General features: G+C 30.6%; 8 protein-coding genes and 1 tRNA gene. 8 read left to right on the forward strand and 1 reads right to left on the reverse strand.

The annotated features are described in order from the left end of the window. Positions 1 to 160 precede the first annotated feature (160 nt). Genes addB through CLVI_RS11895 form a run of 3 tightly spaced genes read left to right on the forward strand, consistent with a single transcriptional unit; the run spans position 161 to position 8,655 of the window. On the forward strand, positions 161 to 3,592 hold the full coding sequence (addB, locus tag CLVI_RS11885) for a helicase-exonuclease AddAB subunit AddB (RefSeq protein ID WP_106060347.1): 3,432 nt from the start codon (positions 161 to 163) through the stop codon (positions 3,590 to 3,592). Then, positions 3,579 to 7,283, forward strand: a complete 3,705-nt coding sequence (addA, locus tag CLVI_RS11890) for a helicase-exonuclease AddAB subunit AddA (protein WP_106060348.1) — start codon at positions 3,579 to 3,581, stop codon at positions 7,281 to 7,283. The genes addB and addA overlap by 14 nt, the downstream gene beginning before the upstream one ends. 13 nt (positions 7,284 to 7,296) lie before the next feature. Next, on the forward strand, positions 7,297 to 8,655 hold the full coding sequence (locus CLVI_RS11895; RefSeq protein ID WP_106060349.1) for a CCA tRNA nucleotidyltransferase: 1,359 nt from the start codon (positions 7,297 to 7,299) through the stop codon (positions 8,653 to 8,655). 23 nt (positions 8,656 to 8,678) lie between these two features. Here the strand turns inward: CLVI_RS11895 and CLVI_RS11900 are convergent, their stop codons facing one another. Continuing rightward, positions 8,679 to 9,839: a L,D-transpeptidase gene (locus tag CLVI_RS11900; RefSeq protein WP_106060350.1), complete on the reverse strand. Its 1,161-nt coding sequence runs from the start codon at positions 9,837 to 9,839 to the stop codon at positions 8,679 to 8,681. 171 nt (positions 9,840 to 10,010) lie between these two features. Here CLVI_RS11900 and CLVI_RS11905 point away from each other — a divergent pair, with 171 nt between their 5' ends. The 5 genes from CLVI_RS11905 (at position 10,011) to CLVI_RS11925 (ending at position 16,444) form a co-directional block, all read left to right on the forward strand. Continuing rightward, on the forward strand, positions 10,011 to 10,823 hold the full coding sequence (locus CLVI_RS11905; protein ID WP_106060351.1) for a DUF1189 family protein: 813 nt from the start codon (positions 10,011 to 10,013) through the stop codon (positions 10,821 to 10,823). 132 nt (positions 10,824 to 10,955) lie between these two features. Further along, complete coding sequence (locus CLVI_RS11910; RefSeq protein WP_106060352.1) at positions 10,956 to 12,164, forward strand: exonuclease SbcCD subunit D; 1,209 nt, start codon at positions 10,956 to 10,958, stop codon at positions 12,162 to 12,164. Beyond that, on the forward strand, positions 12,161 to 15,283 hold the full coding sequence (locus CLVI_RS11915; protein WP_106060353.1) for an AAA family ATPase: 3,123 nt from the start codon (positions 12,161 to 12,163) through the stop codon (positions 15,281 to 15,283). Before CLVI_RS11910 ends, CLVI_RS11915 begins: the two co-directional genes overlap by 4 nt. 148 nt (positions 15,284 to 15,431) lie before the next feature. Continuing rightward, the gene (locus CLVI_RS11920; RefSeq protein ID WP_106060354.1) at positions 15,432 to 16,298 is read left to right on the forward strand and encodes a sensor histidine kinase; all 867 of its coding nucleotides are present in this window, start codon (positions 15,432 to 15,434) and stop codon (positions 16,296 to 16,298) included. A 71-nt stretch (positions 16,299 to 16,369) separates the two neighbouring features. Further along, positions 16,370 to 16,444 (forward strand) — tRNA-Arg (locus CLVI_RS11925). Positions 16,445 to 16,549 lie beyond the last annotated feature (105 nt).

Here is a 16,549-nt window from a genome sequence, read left to right on the forward strand (position 1 = left end):
ACCTGATGAGTAGGTGCTTTTTGTTATAGTATAATAGATTTTAGGAAGGTATTTATAATAAGTTATAGAATTAGTTAATTTAGGCACAATCAAAGTGATAATAAATTAGCATGATCTTTTCATGTGCCTTAAGAGAAAATTCATTTTAGGAGTGAATATTATGGGAATAAGATTTATTTATGGAAGGGCAGGCTGTGGTAAAAGTCAGTTCTGTCTAAACCAGATAAAGAAAAAAATAGAAGAAGACAGTTACAATAAATTAATATATATAGTTCCAGAGCAGTACACCTTCCAAAGGGAGACTTTACTTTTAAGGGAGGTAGGCGAGAGGGCACTACTTCGAGCAGAGGTCTTAAGTTTTAAGAGAATGGCGAGCCGGGTTTTTGAAAATTGTGGCGGACGGGTCCACGATAGGATGAAGGACTCGGGCAGAAGTATGCTTATTCATAAAATACTTCAAGAAGGTGAGGAAAACTTACATTATTTTAATAGGATATCAAAAGAACAAGGTTTTATAGATATAGTCTCAGATACTATAACAGAGTTCAAAAAATATAATGTTACACCAGAGAGAATTAAGGAAAATCTAGATAAGATTGAGGATAAGGATTTAAAGGATAAGCTAACAGATTTATCGTTAATATATGAGAATTTTAATAAGAGTATAGATGAGAATTTAATTGATGGAGATGATGAACTAACATTATTAGCAGATAAGCTTAATAATTGTTCATTATATGATGGAGCAGAAATTTGGATAGATGAATTTACAACCTTCACACCTCAGCAGATAGAAGTAATAGGCGTATTGGCTAGAAAATGTAAAACTATAAATATTACGTTATGTATGGGTGAAATTGGTGATGAAAATCATGGAGAGGTTACTGATATATTTAATTCAATTAAGACTACAGAGATTAAGATATTAAAGCTTATGAAGGAGAATAATGTTAAATATCTAGAGCCTATTGATTTAAATATTCAAAAGGAGGATAGGTTTAAAGATAGTAGAGAACTTAAGCACCTGGAAAAATATTTTTTTACATATCCATTTAAGGAAGCTAGAGGTCAAATAGAAGATATAAGACTATATAAGGCAAATAACTCCTATGATGAAATGGAAGCTGTAGCTAAGGAGATAATAAGGCTTGTTAGAGATGAAGGCTATAGATATAAGGATATATCAGTAGTATGCAGAAACATAAATGATTATGAAAAGATTACTACAGTTATATTTAATGAATATGATATCCCTAAGTTTATAGATAAAAAAATAGGCATATTAAATAATCCAATGGTTGTTTTAATATTGTCAGCATTTGAGGTGTATATTAGAAACTGGTCCTATGAAAGTGTTTTTAAGTATTTAAAAAGTGGGTTATCAGGTATAGATAGAAAAGATATAGATATATTAGAGAATTACATTTTAGCAAGAGGAATAAAGGGATTTAGATGGACTGGTGAATTGATTATTGAAGAGGATGGCAAAAATGAAGAAGTAATTAACATAATGTTTAAGGCACGCGAGCCTCTTATGAAATTTCACAAAGCTGTTAAGTCAGGTAAAACAGTAAAGGAAAAATGTAGGGCTATTTATGAGTTTTTAGTTGAATTAGATACTTTTAATATTATAAATAATTGGATTGATAATTTTGAAACTAAGGGAATGCAAAGTAAGGTTAAGGAATATGACCAGGTACCAGCTATAGTAATAGATATTTTAGATCAAGCTGTAGAAGTAATTGGAGATGAGACTTCAGATATAGCAGAGTTTTATAAAATACTTAATGCTGGATTTGAAAGTAAAGAAATAGGGGTAATACCGGCTACTTTAGATGAAGTTAATGTAGGAGATATTGCAAGGATTAAGGGAAGAGATGTAAAGGCTTTATTTATAGTAGGAGTAAATGATGGAGTATTGCCGGCCGGCAATAAGGAAGAGGGGATACTTTCAGATAGAGATAGAGATATATTAAAGGACATGGGTCTAGAATTATCATCAACTACTAAATCAAAGGTTTTCGAAGAACAATTTATGGTGTATACCGCATTAACAATAGCTAGAAAATTTTTAATGATAAGTTACCCTATGGCGGATTTCGAAGGTAAATCACTAAGAGCATCTATAGTTATACCTAGATTAAAGAGGCTTTATCCAGATCTTAAAGAGGAAAGCGAAATATATAATGTTAGAAATAAAGCGGATAAATATCCTGATATAGTCTCTCCTGGAGCTACTTTTAATAAGTTGATTTTAGCTTTAAGAAAAAATTATGAAGAAGTCGAGGTAGAAGATTATTGGAAGGATGTATATGCTTGGTTTAAGGATAAGAATGAGTATAAGAATAAAGCTGGGAATATATTTGAAGGTCTTAGTTATAGCAATACTGGAGAAGTAATGGCAAAGGATAAGATAAGGGATCTTTATAGCACTGAAAAGGGGAGGTTACTATTTAGTGTATCAAGACTTGAAAAATATGCTCAGTGTCCTTTTTCATATTTTGTTCAGTATGGACTAAAAGCTAAAGATCGAAAAATATATGAATTTTCAGCACCTGATTTGGGATCTTTTATGCATGATATATTAGATGATTTTACAAATAAGGTTAAAAAAGAAAAGATAGCTTGGTCAGATCTTACAACAGATAGATGCAGAAGAATAGTTGGAGAGCTTGTACAGATTAAGCTTAAGGAAGATAGTAATTCTATACTCAATAGTAGTAAAAAATATAAACATTTCACTGATAGATTTAAGCGAATTATTACAAAGTCGGTATTAATAATAGCAGAGCAAATGAGAAAGGGGCAATTTGAGGTTTTTAGTAATGAATTTGTTTTTGGTAGCTTTGAAGACGGTGCTCCAATAAAATTAAATTTGCCCTCTGGGGAAGAAGTTTTTCTAACTGGTAGAATAGATAGAATTGATACCCTTGATATGGATGACAATACTTATGTAAGGGTTATAGATTATAAATCAGGGGCAAAGAAATTTGATTTAAATGAACTTTACTACGGGCTACAAATTCAGCTTTTAGTTTATTTGGATGCTATACTTAGAAATTCTCAGTCTATATTAAATAAACAGGCCATGCCAGGAGCAATTTTATATTTTAGAATAGATGATCCTATTATTAAGAGTAAAAGTGAGCTAGAGGATGAGGAAGTAAGAAAACAAGTTCTTCAGAAACTTAAGATGAATGGATTATTACTTAAAGATGCGCAGCTTGTTCGTGCTATGGATAATGATATGGAGACCTATTCTTTAGTTATTCCGGCTACATTTAAGAAAGATGGAGAATTCGCAGCAAATAGTTCAGTTATTACTGAGGAGCAGTTTGATATCTTAAGAGATTATGTTAATGGGAAGATGATAGATCTTTGCGAAGATATGTTAAGTGGGACTATAAAAATAGAGCCATGTAAGACTCAAGAAAGAGCTTATTGTGAATACTGCGATTATTCTTCAATTTGCCAGTTTGATACTAGTATTAAGGATAATAAATATAAGCTTGTTTTGAAAAAAGATGAAGAAGCTGTGTGGAAAAAAATGAAGGAGACAGTAGAAGGAGACTATAATAATGGCAGAAACTAAATGGACTAAGGAACAATTAAGTGCTATTGAAACTAGAAAATGCAATTTATTAATAGCTGCAGCTGCTGGATCTGGCAAGACTGCAGTATTAGTTGAAAGAATTATAAGAATTATTTCAAATGAAGAAGTTCCTGTAGATATTGATAGGTTATTAGTTGTAACTTTCACAAGTGCAGCAGCCTCTGAAATGAGAGAAAGAATTGCTGGAGCAATTACTAAGGCTTTAGAGAAAAAACCAGATTCAAAAAATTTACAAAAGCAGTTAACTCTATTAAGTAGATCTAATATAACAACTATGCATTCATTTTGTTTGGATGTTATAAAAAATAATTTTCATATAATAGATTTGGATCCTGGATTTAGAATTCTGGATCAGACTGAGGGAGTCTTATTAAAAAGTGAGATTATAGAAGAACTTTTTGAGGATAAGTATGAAGAGGGAGAAGATAAATTTTTAAGACTCGTGGAAGCTTATAGTGGATCAAGGGATGATGAAAAGCTTAAGGAAATAATTTTAGAATTATATAGATTTTGCATGAGTGGTCCTTGGCCAGAAAAGTGGCTTAGAGAAAAAAGTGAGGAATTTAATATTTCTTCAAGGGATAAATTAGAAAATAGTAAATGGGTAGAGGTTTTAAAACAAAATATAGAGTTAGAGCTTATAGGTCTTATTAGCAGGTCAGAGCAGGCTAAGGTTCTTTGTGAAAATACAGAAGGTCTTGAGCCTTATGTTGAGACCATTAATAACGATTTAGAGTCTTTAAAGAGAATATTTGAATCTTTAAGAGGTGGTCTAGATGCTATTTATAATAACCTTATTACGATGGAGTTTACAAAGCTTAAAACTGTCAGAAAAACTGCAGTTGAGGATGTAGAGTCTCAAGAGTCGGTTAAAGCAATAAGAAATGATGTAAAAAAGAAAATAGGCAAGCTTAAGGAGGATGTTTTTTCAATGTCCCCTGATGAGATGTTAGCTTCAATACAGGAAGCTTATCCCTATATGAAGGAACTTGCAGAGCTTGTAATAGAGTTTGAAGATAGATTTTCTAAAGGTAAGAAGGATAAGGGAACATTAGATTTCAATGACTTAGAGCATTTATGCCTGAAAATATTAAGTAATGAAGAGGTAAAGGTAGCTAAGAAATTTAAGGAATATTTTGATGAGGTTTTAGTGGATGAATATCAAGATTCTAATAGTGTTCAAGAAGCTATTATAGACTTAGTTTCTAGGAAGCTAGGTGCTGACCCTAACGTATTTATGGTTGGAGATGTAAAGCAAAGTATTTATAGATTTAGACAGGCAAAGCCAGAATTGTTTTTAGAGAAATATAGTAGCTATTCTAATGATGAGGGAAAAAATAGAAAGATACAATTATATAAGAATTTTAGAAGTAGGTTTGAAGTAATTACCGGAGTTAATTTTATATTTAAACAACTTATGTCTAAGGTTGTTGGAGAATTGGAATATACCCATGAGGAGTCTCTTAATTTAGGGGCTGATTATAAGCTTTTAGAGGATAATAATTCTATAGTTGGAGGAGCTGTTGAGCTTCATGTACTAGATAAGGCAGGAAAAGATATTATGGAAGAAGACTTGGAAGAATCTTTTGTAGAAGATGAAGAAGAGAATGTAGGGAGTGTAAACCTAGAGGCTAGAATAGTTGCAACTAGGATAAAAGAACTTTTATCCCAAAAGGATGAGAAACAATTTAAGGTTTTGGATAAGGATACTGGTGAATATAGAAATCTAAAATATAAGGATATAGTAATACTTTTAAGGGCAACAAAAAATTGGTCAGAAACATTCTTAGATGAATTAGGAGCAGAGGGCATACCTGTATATGCAGATACAGCCTCAGGATATTTTGAATCTATTGAAATACGTACTATTATGTCCTTGCTTAAGGTTATTGATAATCCAATGCAGGATGTTCCTTTAATAGCTCTTTTAAGGTCACCAATAATGAATTTTACTGTTGAAGAGTTAGCAGATGTAAGATTACTTAATAAGGATAATTATTTCTTTGAAAATATAGAATTAATAGCTTTAAATAAGGAAGATTCTATTTTAAAAGGAAAGTGTAACAGCTTTCTTGAAAATCTTAAACTTTGGCGAGAAAGAGCTATTTTCACTCCTATTGATGAATTTATTTGGTATTTATATACTGATACTGCTTACTATGGATACGTTGGGGCAATGCCTAATGGAATACTAAGACAAGCAAATTTAAGAATATTATTCCAAAGGGCTAAGCAATATGAAGAAACCAGCTTTAAGGGACTATTTAATTTTATAAACTTCATAAATAAGCTTAGAAAATCTTCAGGAGATATGGGTAGTGCTAAGATTTTAGGCGAAAATGAAGATGTAGTTAGAATAATGAGTATCCATAAAAGTAAGGGATTAGAATTTCCAGTAGTATTTTTATCTGGGGCAGGAAAGCAGTTCAATTTAATGGATTTAAATAAAAACATTTTATTTCATGAGGAATTAGGATTAGGACCAGAGCTTGTTAACCTAGAAAAAAGAGTAAGTTATAGTACACTTCCAAAGGAAGCAATAAAGCAAAGGATTAAACTTGAAACCTTATCTGAAGAGATGAGAATATTATATGTTGCTTTTACTAGAGCCAAGGAAAAACTCATTATAACTGGTGCAACTGCAGATATAACAAAGTGGTGTAAAAAATCTTGTAGCGCGGCATCTTTAAATGGAGAGGAAATATTGTCCTCTGAAGTTCTTAAAGGAAAGTCCTATTTAGATTGGATGGGTATGGCGATTTGTAAACATAAAGATGGAAATTTATTAAGAGAGTTAGCTGAAGCCATGGATATAAATGTAAAAGATGATTTATCCACATGGGAAGTTAAGTTTTGGAATAAATCTGAACTAGTTGTGGATAAAAAATTAGAGGCTGTGGATAAAATCGGAAAAGAGAGCCTGTTGATAGATTCGGAATTTAGAACTGTGGATAAAGAAATAGAAAGAAGATTGAGTTTTAGTTATAAATTCAAAGAGGCTACTACTATAAAGAGTAATTTTTCTGTATCGGATTTAAAAAAGAAAAACCATGAGGACTTTGAAGAAGACTATATTAATGAGATATATAAACAAAAGATTGAAATAAAACCAAAGTTTTTACAGGAAGAGAAGGGGCTTACATCTGCTCAGAGGGGTACGGCAATGCATTTTGTTATGCAAAAGATAGATTTATCAAGAATAAGCACATTGGATGAAATAAAAGGTCAGTTAAAAGAATTAGTGGATAGAGATCTTTTAAGTAAAGAAGAATTAAAGGGAATTAAAGCTAATAAGATATTTAATTTTTTCAAGAGTAACTTAGGGAATAGGATGTTGCGAGCTTATAATAAGGGGTCTCAAATATATAGGGAACTACCTTTTTATACTGAAATTAGTCCATTAGACATTGAAGACGGGTTATCTGAAAATATTAAAGATGAAAAGGTAAGACTTCAAGGGGTAATAGATTGTTTCTTCTATGAAGAGGCTAACATTATTCTTGTAGATTATAAGACGGACTATGTAGAAGAGGGTAATGAGGAAGAGATGTTAAAGAAATATATAATTCAGATTAATTATTATAGAGAGGCTCTTAAGAAGATAACAGGTAAGGCTGTAGCAGAGTCTTATTTATATTTATTCTCTTTAGATAAGGAAATAAAAATTTAAAGGAGGTGCACCCATGAATATAAAGATCAATGTACCTAAAAATCCTGCCTTGGCTGTTAGAATGTTGGTAGAGGCGGGTTTTGAGGCGGGTGTTGTAGGTGGTTGTTGTAGGGATGCTATTATGGGCGAAATCCCTCATGATTGGGACCTTTGCACATCTGCCATGCCTGATGAAATACAGGCGGTATTTAAAGAATTTAGACAACTTACCATGGGATTAAAACATGGTACTGTAGTTATTATTATAGAGGGTGAGGACATTGAAATTACAACATATAGGGTAGACGGTGAATATTCTGATGGCCGTAGGCCTGATAATGTAATTTTCACAAGGAGCCTAGCGGAAGATTTAAGTAGGCGTGACTATACTCAAAATGCTATATTTTATAATGATTTTAAAGGAATCGTAGATCCGTTTAATGGTGTAGCTGATATTAAGAATAAGGTTATTAGATGCGTTGGAAATGCAGATAAAAGGCTAAAGGAAGATGCTCTTAGAATTCTAAGAGGGATTAGATTTGCGTCTATATTAGGTTTTGAAGTTGAGGAAGATACAAAGATTGCAATGTTTACAAATAAAAAATTACTAAAAAATGTATCAATTGAACGTATTACAGTAGAATTTAGTAAAATGCTACAAGGTAAAAATGCGATTAATATACTTAATGAATTTAAAGAAATAATAGGATTTATTATTCCAGAAACAAAGGCTATGATGGGATTCGAACAAAATAACCCTTATCATATTTATGATGTATGGAAACATACCCTTGTTGCGACTAATAAGGCTCAAGATTTAGTTTTAAAATTGACTATGTTTTTCCATGATATTGCTAAACCAAGTTGTTATACTATTGATGAAAAAGGAGTTGGTCATTTTTATGGGCATGGAGATATTTCTTCTAAAATCACAGCAAAGATTTTTAGAAGAATGAAGATCACAAATGCAGAGGGGATTAGTGGAAGTGACTTAAAGGATATCATAGAACTAATTAAATATCACGACATTAAGATCGAACCAAGAAAAAAGAATGTTAGAAAAATCTTATCAAAATTAGAGGGCAATGAGTTACAATTTCAAAGGCTCCTTTCAGTAAAAAGAGCCGATGCTTTAGCTCAATCTCCTGATAAATTAGAAAATAGTTTAAAAGAAATCCATATGATTGAATTAATTTTTAATGAGGTAGTATCAGAAAAGTATTGTACAACATTAAAAGACTTAGCTATCAATGGTAAAGATCTCATTCACCTTGGAATTCCGGCAGGAAAAGAAGTAGGTATAATTTTAAATAGATTACTTGAAGATGTTATTGACGAAAAATTACCAAATGAAAAGAGCGACTTGGTAATAGCCATAAAAAACTTATCTTAACAAATATTAAGATAAGCTATTAACTATTGTATTACTACCTTACTTCCTTTAGAAATGTTGTCATATATCCACTTTGAATCTGATTCTGCTAGCCTTATGCAACCATGTGAGGCAGGTTTTCCTAGTGTATAGTCAACAACAGTAGTTTTTTCTTCATCATAAGGAAGGGAGTGAAAGAGATAATCTCCATAAAATTGGACCCAATACTTACCACCTTGGTTGTAAGTGTCGGAGAAAAACCATGACCCTTTTTCCTTAATGGTATAAACTCCAGATGGAGTTTTTTCAGAATCTATTCCCGTAGAGCAGGTAAAACTTTTAATAAGATTCCATTTATTAAGCTTACCTTTAAATATATTAGTCTTTTGATTGGATATATCTACTTGAATTAAGTACGATGTTATACTTTCTAAGGAAAGTGTGTTTATATTGGAAGTTGTTATGATAGCTAATGAGGATGAAACATCCGCTGCTGAATCATTATTAGAAGTTAAGGAATCAGAGTAATACTTCTTTACTTCTTCAACCTTTGAAACAATATCAGTGCTCTCTCCAACGATTAAATTTACACTATCTAAAAGAGCTAATGCCTTATCAAATTCCTTATTAGTGCAAAGTTGAGTTGATTCATTAATAATATTTAACGTTATATTTTTTTTACATTCTCTTGTATATTCTATTGAACTAGCGTAATTTAAATCAGTTGACTTTACTGTAGAGAAAATCTTATAAGCTTGTATATATTTACCCAAATCAAACAGATCTATTGCAGATTCATAGGAATTTCCTGAAGCAAGCTCTTCAGGAATAGTAATGGGAATATCATAACGCTTAATTTCTTCTATTATATTAAAAGCTGAAACTTCATTTATATTGCCATCATTCAGCTCAATAGATAGATTAGTAATTTTAGTAGAAAAATATGCTGACAAGTCATCCTTTAAATAAATCACTTTAAAGGGGTTAAAGGACCCGTCTGTTAATAATATGTTATTCGCACTAGAAAATTCATTTTCATCAAAACTTGAGGAAAAATCTCTTACCAAAATTTTATAAGTATAATATTCATAAAAAACTAAAGAACCTAACATCAAAATAATTAATAAAATCGATAGGTATAGTTTATTGTTATTGTTTTGAGAGCCTCTTTTACCAAAAGTAAGCTGAGCTCTTTTTGCCATCATAGCACCTCCTGTAATGTGATATTAATAAGTATTGACTATTTTCAGAAAGTTTAAACAATAGGGAAGATTATTTTTATTGAACAATAGGCTAAAATAGAGTTAAAATAGAGTTAAAATAGAGTTATATAAAAATTAAAAAATCTATCTATAGTAAAAGGATTGGAGAAATGTATGAATAATAAAACAAATGTATTTGTTAAGTTAATTAAATCTACATATAGTGTAGGCGGATTTCCTAAATATATGAAAGAGGGAAAGGGCAGAGCAATATTTTATATTTTAATTTTATGCCTTATTCTTGGTGGAGCTAAGGCAATATCAAATGTAGTTAATATTGATTTATCAGTAAATAAAACTATTGAAGATTTAAATGAAGATAAATATCAATTTAAAATTAATGATGGTGTTATGGATATAGAGACATCTCCTTTAGAGATAGATGAAAATAATACTTTAGTATATATCGATGAAAATACTACATTAGCTGAAGCTGATAATCTTAGGAGTATGACTATTAATTCTGATATATATATATTAATTTTAAGAGATGGAGTAATAGTAAATTCAACTGATCAGAGTGGATTGCCTGAAATGAAAACCTCCTATAAAGAAATAGGCTTCCAAGGAGAAATAAATAATGAAGTTGTGATAAATTCTATAAATTCATTTAAGATTCTGATTTATTTTGTTGTTATTATAGTGAGTATAGCCCAATTATTTATAACCTATTTAATAACGACTTTATTTATAAGTGTTTTTTCTATGATATCTAACAGATTATTAAAGTTGAATTTAAAGCTAGGAGAGTTATTTTCTTTAGTAGCATATATAGGAACTCTTCCTAACATCTTGATTACAATACTAGGAATACTAATGCCTACAGCACTATTTAGTACTGCTGGAATTGTAGGTACTGTAGTATATACAGGCTTGATTTTAAATAATATGAAAAAATCAATGGATGAAAATATAAAAATTCAATAGAAATTAAAATAAAAAGTGGTTTTGCCACTTTTTTATTCTATAAGTAATTATATTCAGTAAAAACTGTGGACATTGTGCTTAGTGGGCATAACTAAATATAAAAATAAGCTGGTATTTAAGGGGGATAAATGTATGAAAATAATCCATACTGGTGATTGGCATATAGGTAAAATAGTAAATGAGTTCTCAATGATAGAGGACCAAAGATATATTTTAAATAGTCTTGTTGCTCTAATAAAAAGGGAAAAACCAGATGTATTAGTAATCGCAGGGGATATATATGATCGATCGATTCCTCCTGTAGAAGCTGTAGAGTTACTTAATGAAATATTTAGTAAGGTCTTAATTGAGCATAAGGTTAAAATAATTGCTATTTCTGGAAATCATGATAGTGGAGAGAGAGTAGCTTTTGGTAGTGAGATATTAGCAAAGAAAGGTCTATATATTTCAGGAATAATTGAAAATGAAATAAAGAAAGTAACACTAAAGGATCAGCTAGGTGAAATAAATTTCTATCTTGTTCCATATGTAGATCCTGCTGTAATCAGGCGGAAATATGAAAATCCAGATATAAAGAATCATAACGATGCCATGGTGTTTCACGTGAGACAAATAGAGAAAAATATGGATAAGAGCGCTAGAAATGTTCTTGTGGCTCATGGGTATGTGACACTAAAAAGAGAAGAGGCTATAGAGGCTGAGGGGGAAGATAAATATAAATTAGCAGATATAAAAACTTCAGATTCAGAGAGGCCCTTGTCTATTGGTGGCACAGATCTGATAGATGGAAAGATATTCGAAAATTTTGATTATGTTGCCCTAGGACATTTACATGGAAGGCAGAAGATAGGGAGAGATACTATTAGATATTCTGGCTCCTTATTAAAATACTCCTTTTCAGAAATTAATCATAAAAATGGAGTAACCATCGTAGAATTTAATGGAGATAAGGAGCCTATAATAAGGCAAGAAGAATTAATTCCTATAAGAAATATGAGAATAATAAAAGGCCCAATAAAGGATTTAATAAAGACTTCCCTTGAAGATAAATGTAATGAGAAAGATTATATTCAAGCGATATTAACTGATGAGGGGAAAATTATGGACCCTATAGGGAAGCTTAGAGGAGTATATCCTAACATAATGTTACTGAAAAGAGAGGAAAAGTCGAATATAAGACAAAGTGAAACTTCAGCATCTAAGGGCTATAAGAATAAATCAGAATTAGAGTTATTTAAAGAATTCTATAATAGGATAGGAACCGGAGAAATGTCAGCTAATAAGGAAGCAATTATAAAAGATGTAATAGATCAAGTTTTAAAGGGGGAGAGAGATAAATGAGACCATTTAAACTAGTCATATCAGCCTTTGGTCCTTATGCTAAAGAAGAGACAATAGACTTTAGTTTATTAGATGGGAAAAACATATTTTTAATTACAGGTGCTACGGGCGCAGGGAAAACAACTATATTTGATGCAATAAGTTATGCTCTATTTGGTGAGGCTAGCGGAAGCTCTAGGGAAACGGACTCTCTAAGGAGTGATTTCGCGGCTAGTAATAGGTTAACCTTTGTAGAGTTAGATTTTGAATTAAGGGGAGATATATATCATGTTAAGAGAATTCCTCAACAGTTAAAACCTAAAGTTAAGGGAGAGGGATTTACTAATCAGAGTGCAGAGGCTGAATTAGTATTACCAGATGGCAAAGTTAGAACTGGATCCAGTAATGTAAGCAATAAGATAAATGAAATTTTAGGAATAAATAAGGAACAGTTTAAGCAAATAGTAATGCTTCCTCAAGGTGAATTTAAAAAACTTTTACTAGCTGATTCTAAGGAACGGGAAGTTATATTTAGAAAAATATTTGGAACCCATACCTATGAAAGAATACAGTCTTTTTTATATGATAAATCAAGAGAATTATCTAAGGGGTTAGAAAAATCAAAGGATAGGATATTAGTAAATATTAAAAATATTAAAAGTGAGGAACCAATTATTATAGGTGATGATTTTGAAATAACTTATGTAATAGGAAAGCTTAAGTTGTTAATTATCGAGAGTAAGGAGGCTGGTAGCAAGGTAGATAAAGAATTAAATAGAATAAGAAAATATATAGAGAAATGTCAAATAGAGAAGTTTCAAGGTGAAAATAATAATAATCTTATTATTGAGGCAAAAAAGGTTTATGAGAAACTAAAGGATAGGATAAATGATAAACCCACTATAGAGAAGAAAGAAGAACTGTTAGAGAAGATAAATAAGGCTAAAGATATATTTTATATAGAAGACGAGATCATACGGCAAAAGAGAAATAGAGAAAATAAAAATATAGATAAAAATAATAGTGAGATTAAGGTTAATAAGCTTAAGGTTGAATTAAGAAGGGCAGAAGAAACCTTAATAAATGAAGAGAAAAGAGAAAAAGAAAAATTAAAATTAATAGAAGAGATTAACTTATTAAATGAAAAGAAGCCTAAGATAGTAGAGTTTGATAAAAAAACTAAGAATATAGAAAGACTAAGTTTAAAAACAAAAAACAATTTAGAGTTAACTAAAGGGGAAGAAAAGCAGCTGGAAAATTTAAAGAAAGAGCTAAAAACCAAAGAAGCTTTAATGAAAGATATTGTAGAAGCAGAAAAAGAAAAAATATTAATAGATAAAGAAATTAAAGAGAGCACGGTATTAATTGAAGAGGTTCGAGAACTATATGCTTGTACTATTAAGTTAACAGACAGCAAAAGTAGATATGAGAAGCTAGGAGTTAAGTTTAAGGAGAAAGAAGTTTCATATAAAAAATGTAAAAATGACTATGAAATTAAAGAAGAAATATATATGAAAGCACAAGCTGGGATTTTAGCTATGGACTTAAAGGAGAATATGCCGTGTCCTGTATGTGGAGCATTAGAACATCCTACACCAGCGATAAGAATAAAGGGGGTTCCAACAGAAGAGGAACTTAAGAAAAGCAAAAGGCTATTTGAAGAGATGCAGGTTGAATATAATTCCATATTATTAGAACTTACTAAGGTTAAGGAAGGAATAGATACTTTAGAAAGAGATATAATAGGCAGCAAATTAGAAAAGTTATCAAAGCAAATTAATTGTAGCAGTGAGTATGACAATGAAACTAATAACAATATATTGAATATTGGAAAACAAAAAGCAGAGAAATTAACAATACTCAAAAGAAACGTAGATGATATAATCAAGATTATAGCTACAAAAGAGCCAACAAACAGCAGAATTGAGAAAGTTGAGGTCGAATTAAAGGAAAGAGAAGAAGCTCTAGTAATTCTAAGGAAAGACTATACATTGATATTTGGTGAGCTTAAAGGTGAGGAAGAAATTTTAAAGCATATTGAGGCAGAGGTTCCAAAGGAGATTAGATCAACAAAGGAGTTAGATAGAAGGATTAACGAGCTGGAGCAGAAAGTACAGGAGTACAATAAATTACTAAAGCTTGCAGTAGATATGGCAAATAGATTTAATAATTCTTTAGCATCGGAAAATTCAAAGTTTCATGAAATAGAGAATTCTTTAAATGAGATAAAAGATGAAATAAAAAACAAGACAAATCTCATGGAAGAAAAAATAAAAATATCTGATTTTGCAAGTCGTGAAGAATATGAGGATACAAAAAGATATATTAACAATATAGAAAAGATTTCTAATGAAATTAGCTATTATAAGGAAGAATTTAAATCCTTAAGTGATAGAAATGAAGAGCTTAAAGAAAAAACGAAGGATATAGAATTTGTAGAATTAGAAAAATATGAGGAAGACATAAAGGAAAACAGAATAAAAGAAGAAATAGTGAATAAAGAATCAAAAGAAATATATTCAATTATAAGTAATAATACTAATATAATTAAGGAAATAAAAGCAATTCAGCAGGAAGTCCAAGATAAAGAGGAAGAGTACAAGGTAATAGGTGAGCTTGCAGCTTTATCAAATGGCAAAAGGAGTCCTTATATTACATTTGAAAGATTTGTGTTAGCATCATACTTTCAAGAAATAATTGATTCTGCAAATATAAGAATTTCAAAGATGACAGGGGAGAGGTATATCCTAAAGAGGAAAGAAGATAAAGGAAAAGGAACTGCTCAGCAGGGGTTAGAACTAGAAGTTTATGATAATTATACTGGAAAGTGTAGACATGTAAAAACTTTATCAGGTGGGGAAAGTTTTAAGGCATCATTAGCATTAGCTTTAGGATTATCAGATGTAGTTCAATCAAATGCTGGAGGAATATCCTTAGACACTATATTTATAGATGAAGGCTTTGGAACTTTAGATTCTGAATCCTTAGATAATGCAATTAGTTCATTGTTAGAATTACAAAGTGGGGGACGACTTGTAGGAATAATATCACATGTTCCTGAATTAAAGGAAAGAGTTGAAACTAAATTAGAAATAACTACATGTGCGGAGGGTAGCAGCGCAAAATTTAGTGCTAGCTAATATATTATGTCTATAGTATAAAATCAAAATATATAAAGATAATATATTAAGAATATATTGTCTAAAAGAAAAAAATATGGTATCATAAATTATAATAGTAAAAATATGGAAAACTAACAAAAGTGGGATTTTTTGGAAAGGGGAAGCAATGAATTATAATGAGAGTTTAAATGGGTTAAATAATCTATGTAAGGAAGAGCTGATTACAGTAATTGAGGAACAAAAGAGGAAAATAGGATTGCAAGAAGATTTTTTACTGAATATATCACATGACTTAAGAAGTCCAATAAATGTTATGTTAAGTATTTTACAATGTGTTGAAAGTGAAATAGATAGCGAAGGTTTAAAGATAGATGAAAAAAGAAAAAATTATAGGGGAATAATAAGAAGGAATAACTTGAAAATGTTAAAGCTTATTGATAATTTAATGGATGCTTCAAAATTAGAAAAAAAATATTATAAACTAGAGAAGCAAACGATTGATATAATTAGCCTAATAGAAAATACTGCGACTTCGATTGAAAAGTATGCTGAGCTTAAAGAAATTAGGATAATATTTGATACTAATGAGGAAGAATGTGTTTGTGGAGTAGACCCGCAGGCAATAGATAGAATAGTTATGAATTTAATATCTAATGCACTAAAATTTTCTCCGAATGGATCAGAAGTTTTAGTATCTGTAGTTGTAGGTGAGGAAAAAATAAAGATATTTGTTAAGGATGAAGGAACTGGTATACCAGAAGAGGAGCAGGAGTCGATTTTTAATAGATTTATACAGGCTAAACAAAATAAGAACAAGGAGCATTCAGGAACCGGGATAGGACTTGATTTAGTTAATTATCTAAGTAAAGCTCATGGAGGAAAAGTTGAACTATCTAGCACGGTGGGACATGGATCGGAATTTATAGTTACTTTACCTTTAATTATATTAAAAAATGAGGAAAGAAATTATCAACTTGAATCAAGAAGTAAGGTTGAACAATTAGAAGTGGAATTTTCTGATATATATTTTTAAAATACTAAGTACCAGTAAATCACTTGTGATATTAATTCATTTATGATATGATAATACTGGTATTTATTTATGGGGCGTTAGTTAAACGGATATAACTTGCCGCTACGGACGGTACATTGTGGGTTCGATTCCTATACGCCCTACCAAAAGATCTAGTCTTTTTAAGACTAGATCTTTTTTGGTGCAAAAAATACTATTATATAGAGAAAATAGTATTTTTTATATTTAATTGGCTAAACTAATAAAAGAAT

The sequence above is a fragment of the Clostridium vincentii genome, assembly GCF_002995745.1.
In the GTDB taxonomy this organism is placed as follows: domain Bacteria; phylum Bacillota; class Clostridia; order Clostridiales; family Clostridiaceae; genus Clostridium; species Clostridium vincentii.

What these genes read in the sequence shown, in the direction of transcription:
- addB (WP_106060347.1), top strand. Translation starts at nt 161, where the DNA reads ATGGGAATAAGATTTATTTATGGAAGGGCAGGCTGTGGTAAAAGTCAG.
- CLVI_RS11905 (WP_106060351.1), top strand. Translation starts at nt 10,011, where the DNA reads ATGAATAATAAAACAAATGTATTTGTTAAGTTAATTAAATCTACATAT.
- CLVI_RS11900 (WP_106060350.1), bottom strand. Translation starts at nt 9,839, where the DNA reads ATGATGGCAAAAAGAGCTCAGCTTACTTTTGGTAAAAGAGGCTCTCAA.
- CLVI_RS11910 (WP_106060352.1), top strand. Translation starts at nt 10,956, where the DNA reads ATGAAAATAATCCATACTGGTGATTGGCATATAGGTAAAATAGTAAAT.
- addA (WP_106060348.1), top strand. Translation starts at nt 3,579, where the DNA reads ATGGCAGAAACTAAATGGACTAAGGAACAATTAAGTGCTATTGAAACT.
- CLVI_RS11920 (WP_106060354.1), top strand. Translation starts at nt 15,432, where the DNA reads ATGAATTATAATGAGAGTTTAAATGGGTTAAATAATCTATGTAAGGAA.
- CLVI_RS11895 (WP_106060349.1), top strand. Translation starts at nt 7,297, where the DNA reads ATGAATATAAAGATCAATGTACCTAAAAATCCTGCCTTGGCTGTTAGA.
- CLVI_RS11915 (WP_106060353.1), top strand. Translation starts at nt 12,161, where the DNA reads ATGAGACCATTTAAACTAGTCATATCAGCCTTTGGTCCTTATGCTAAA.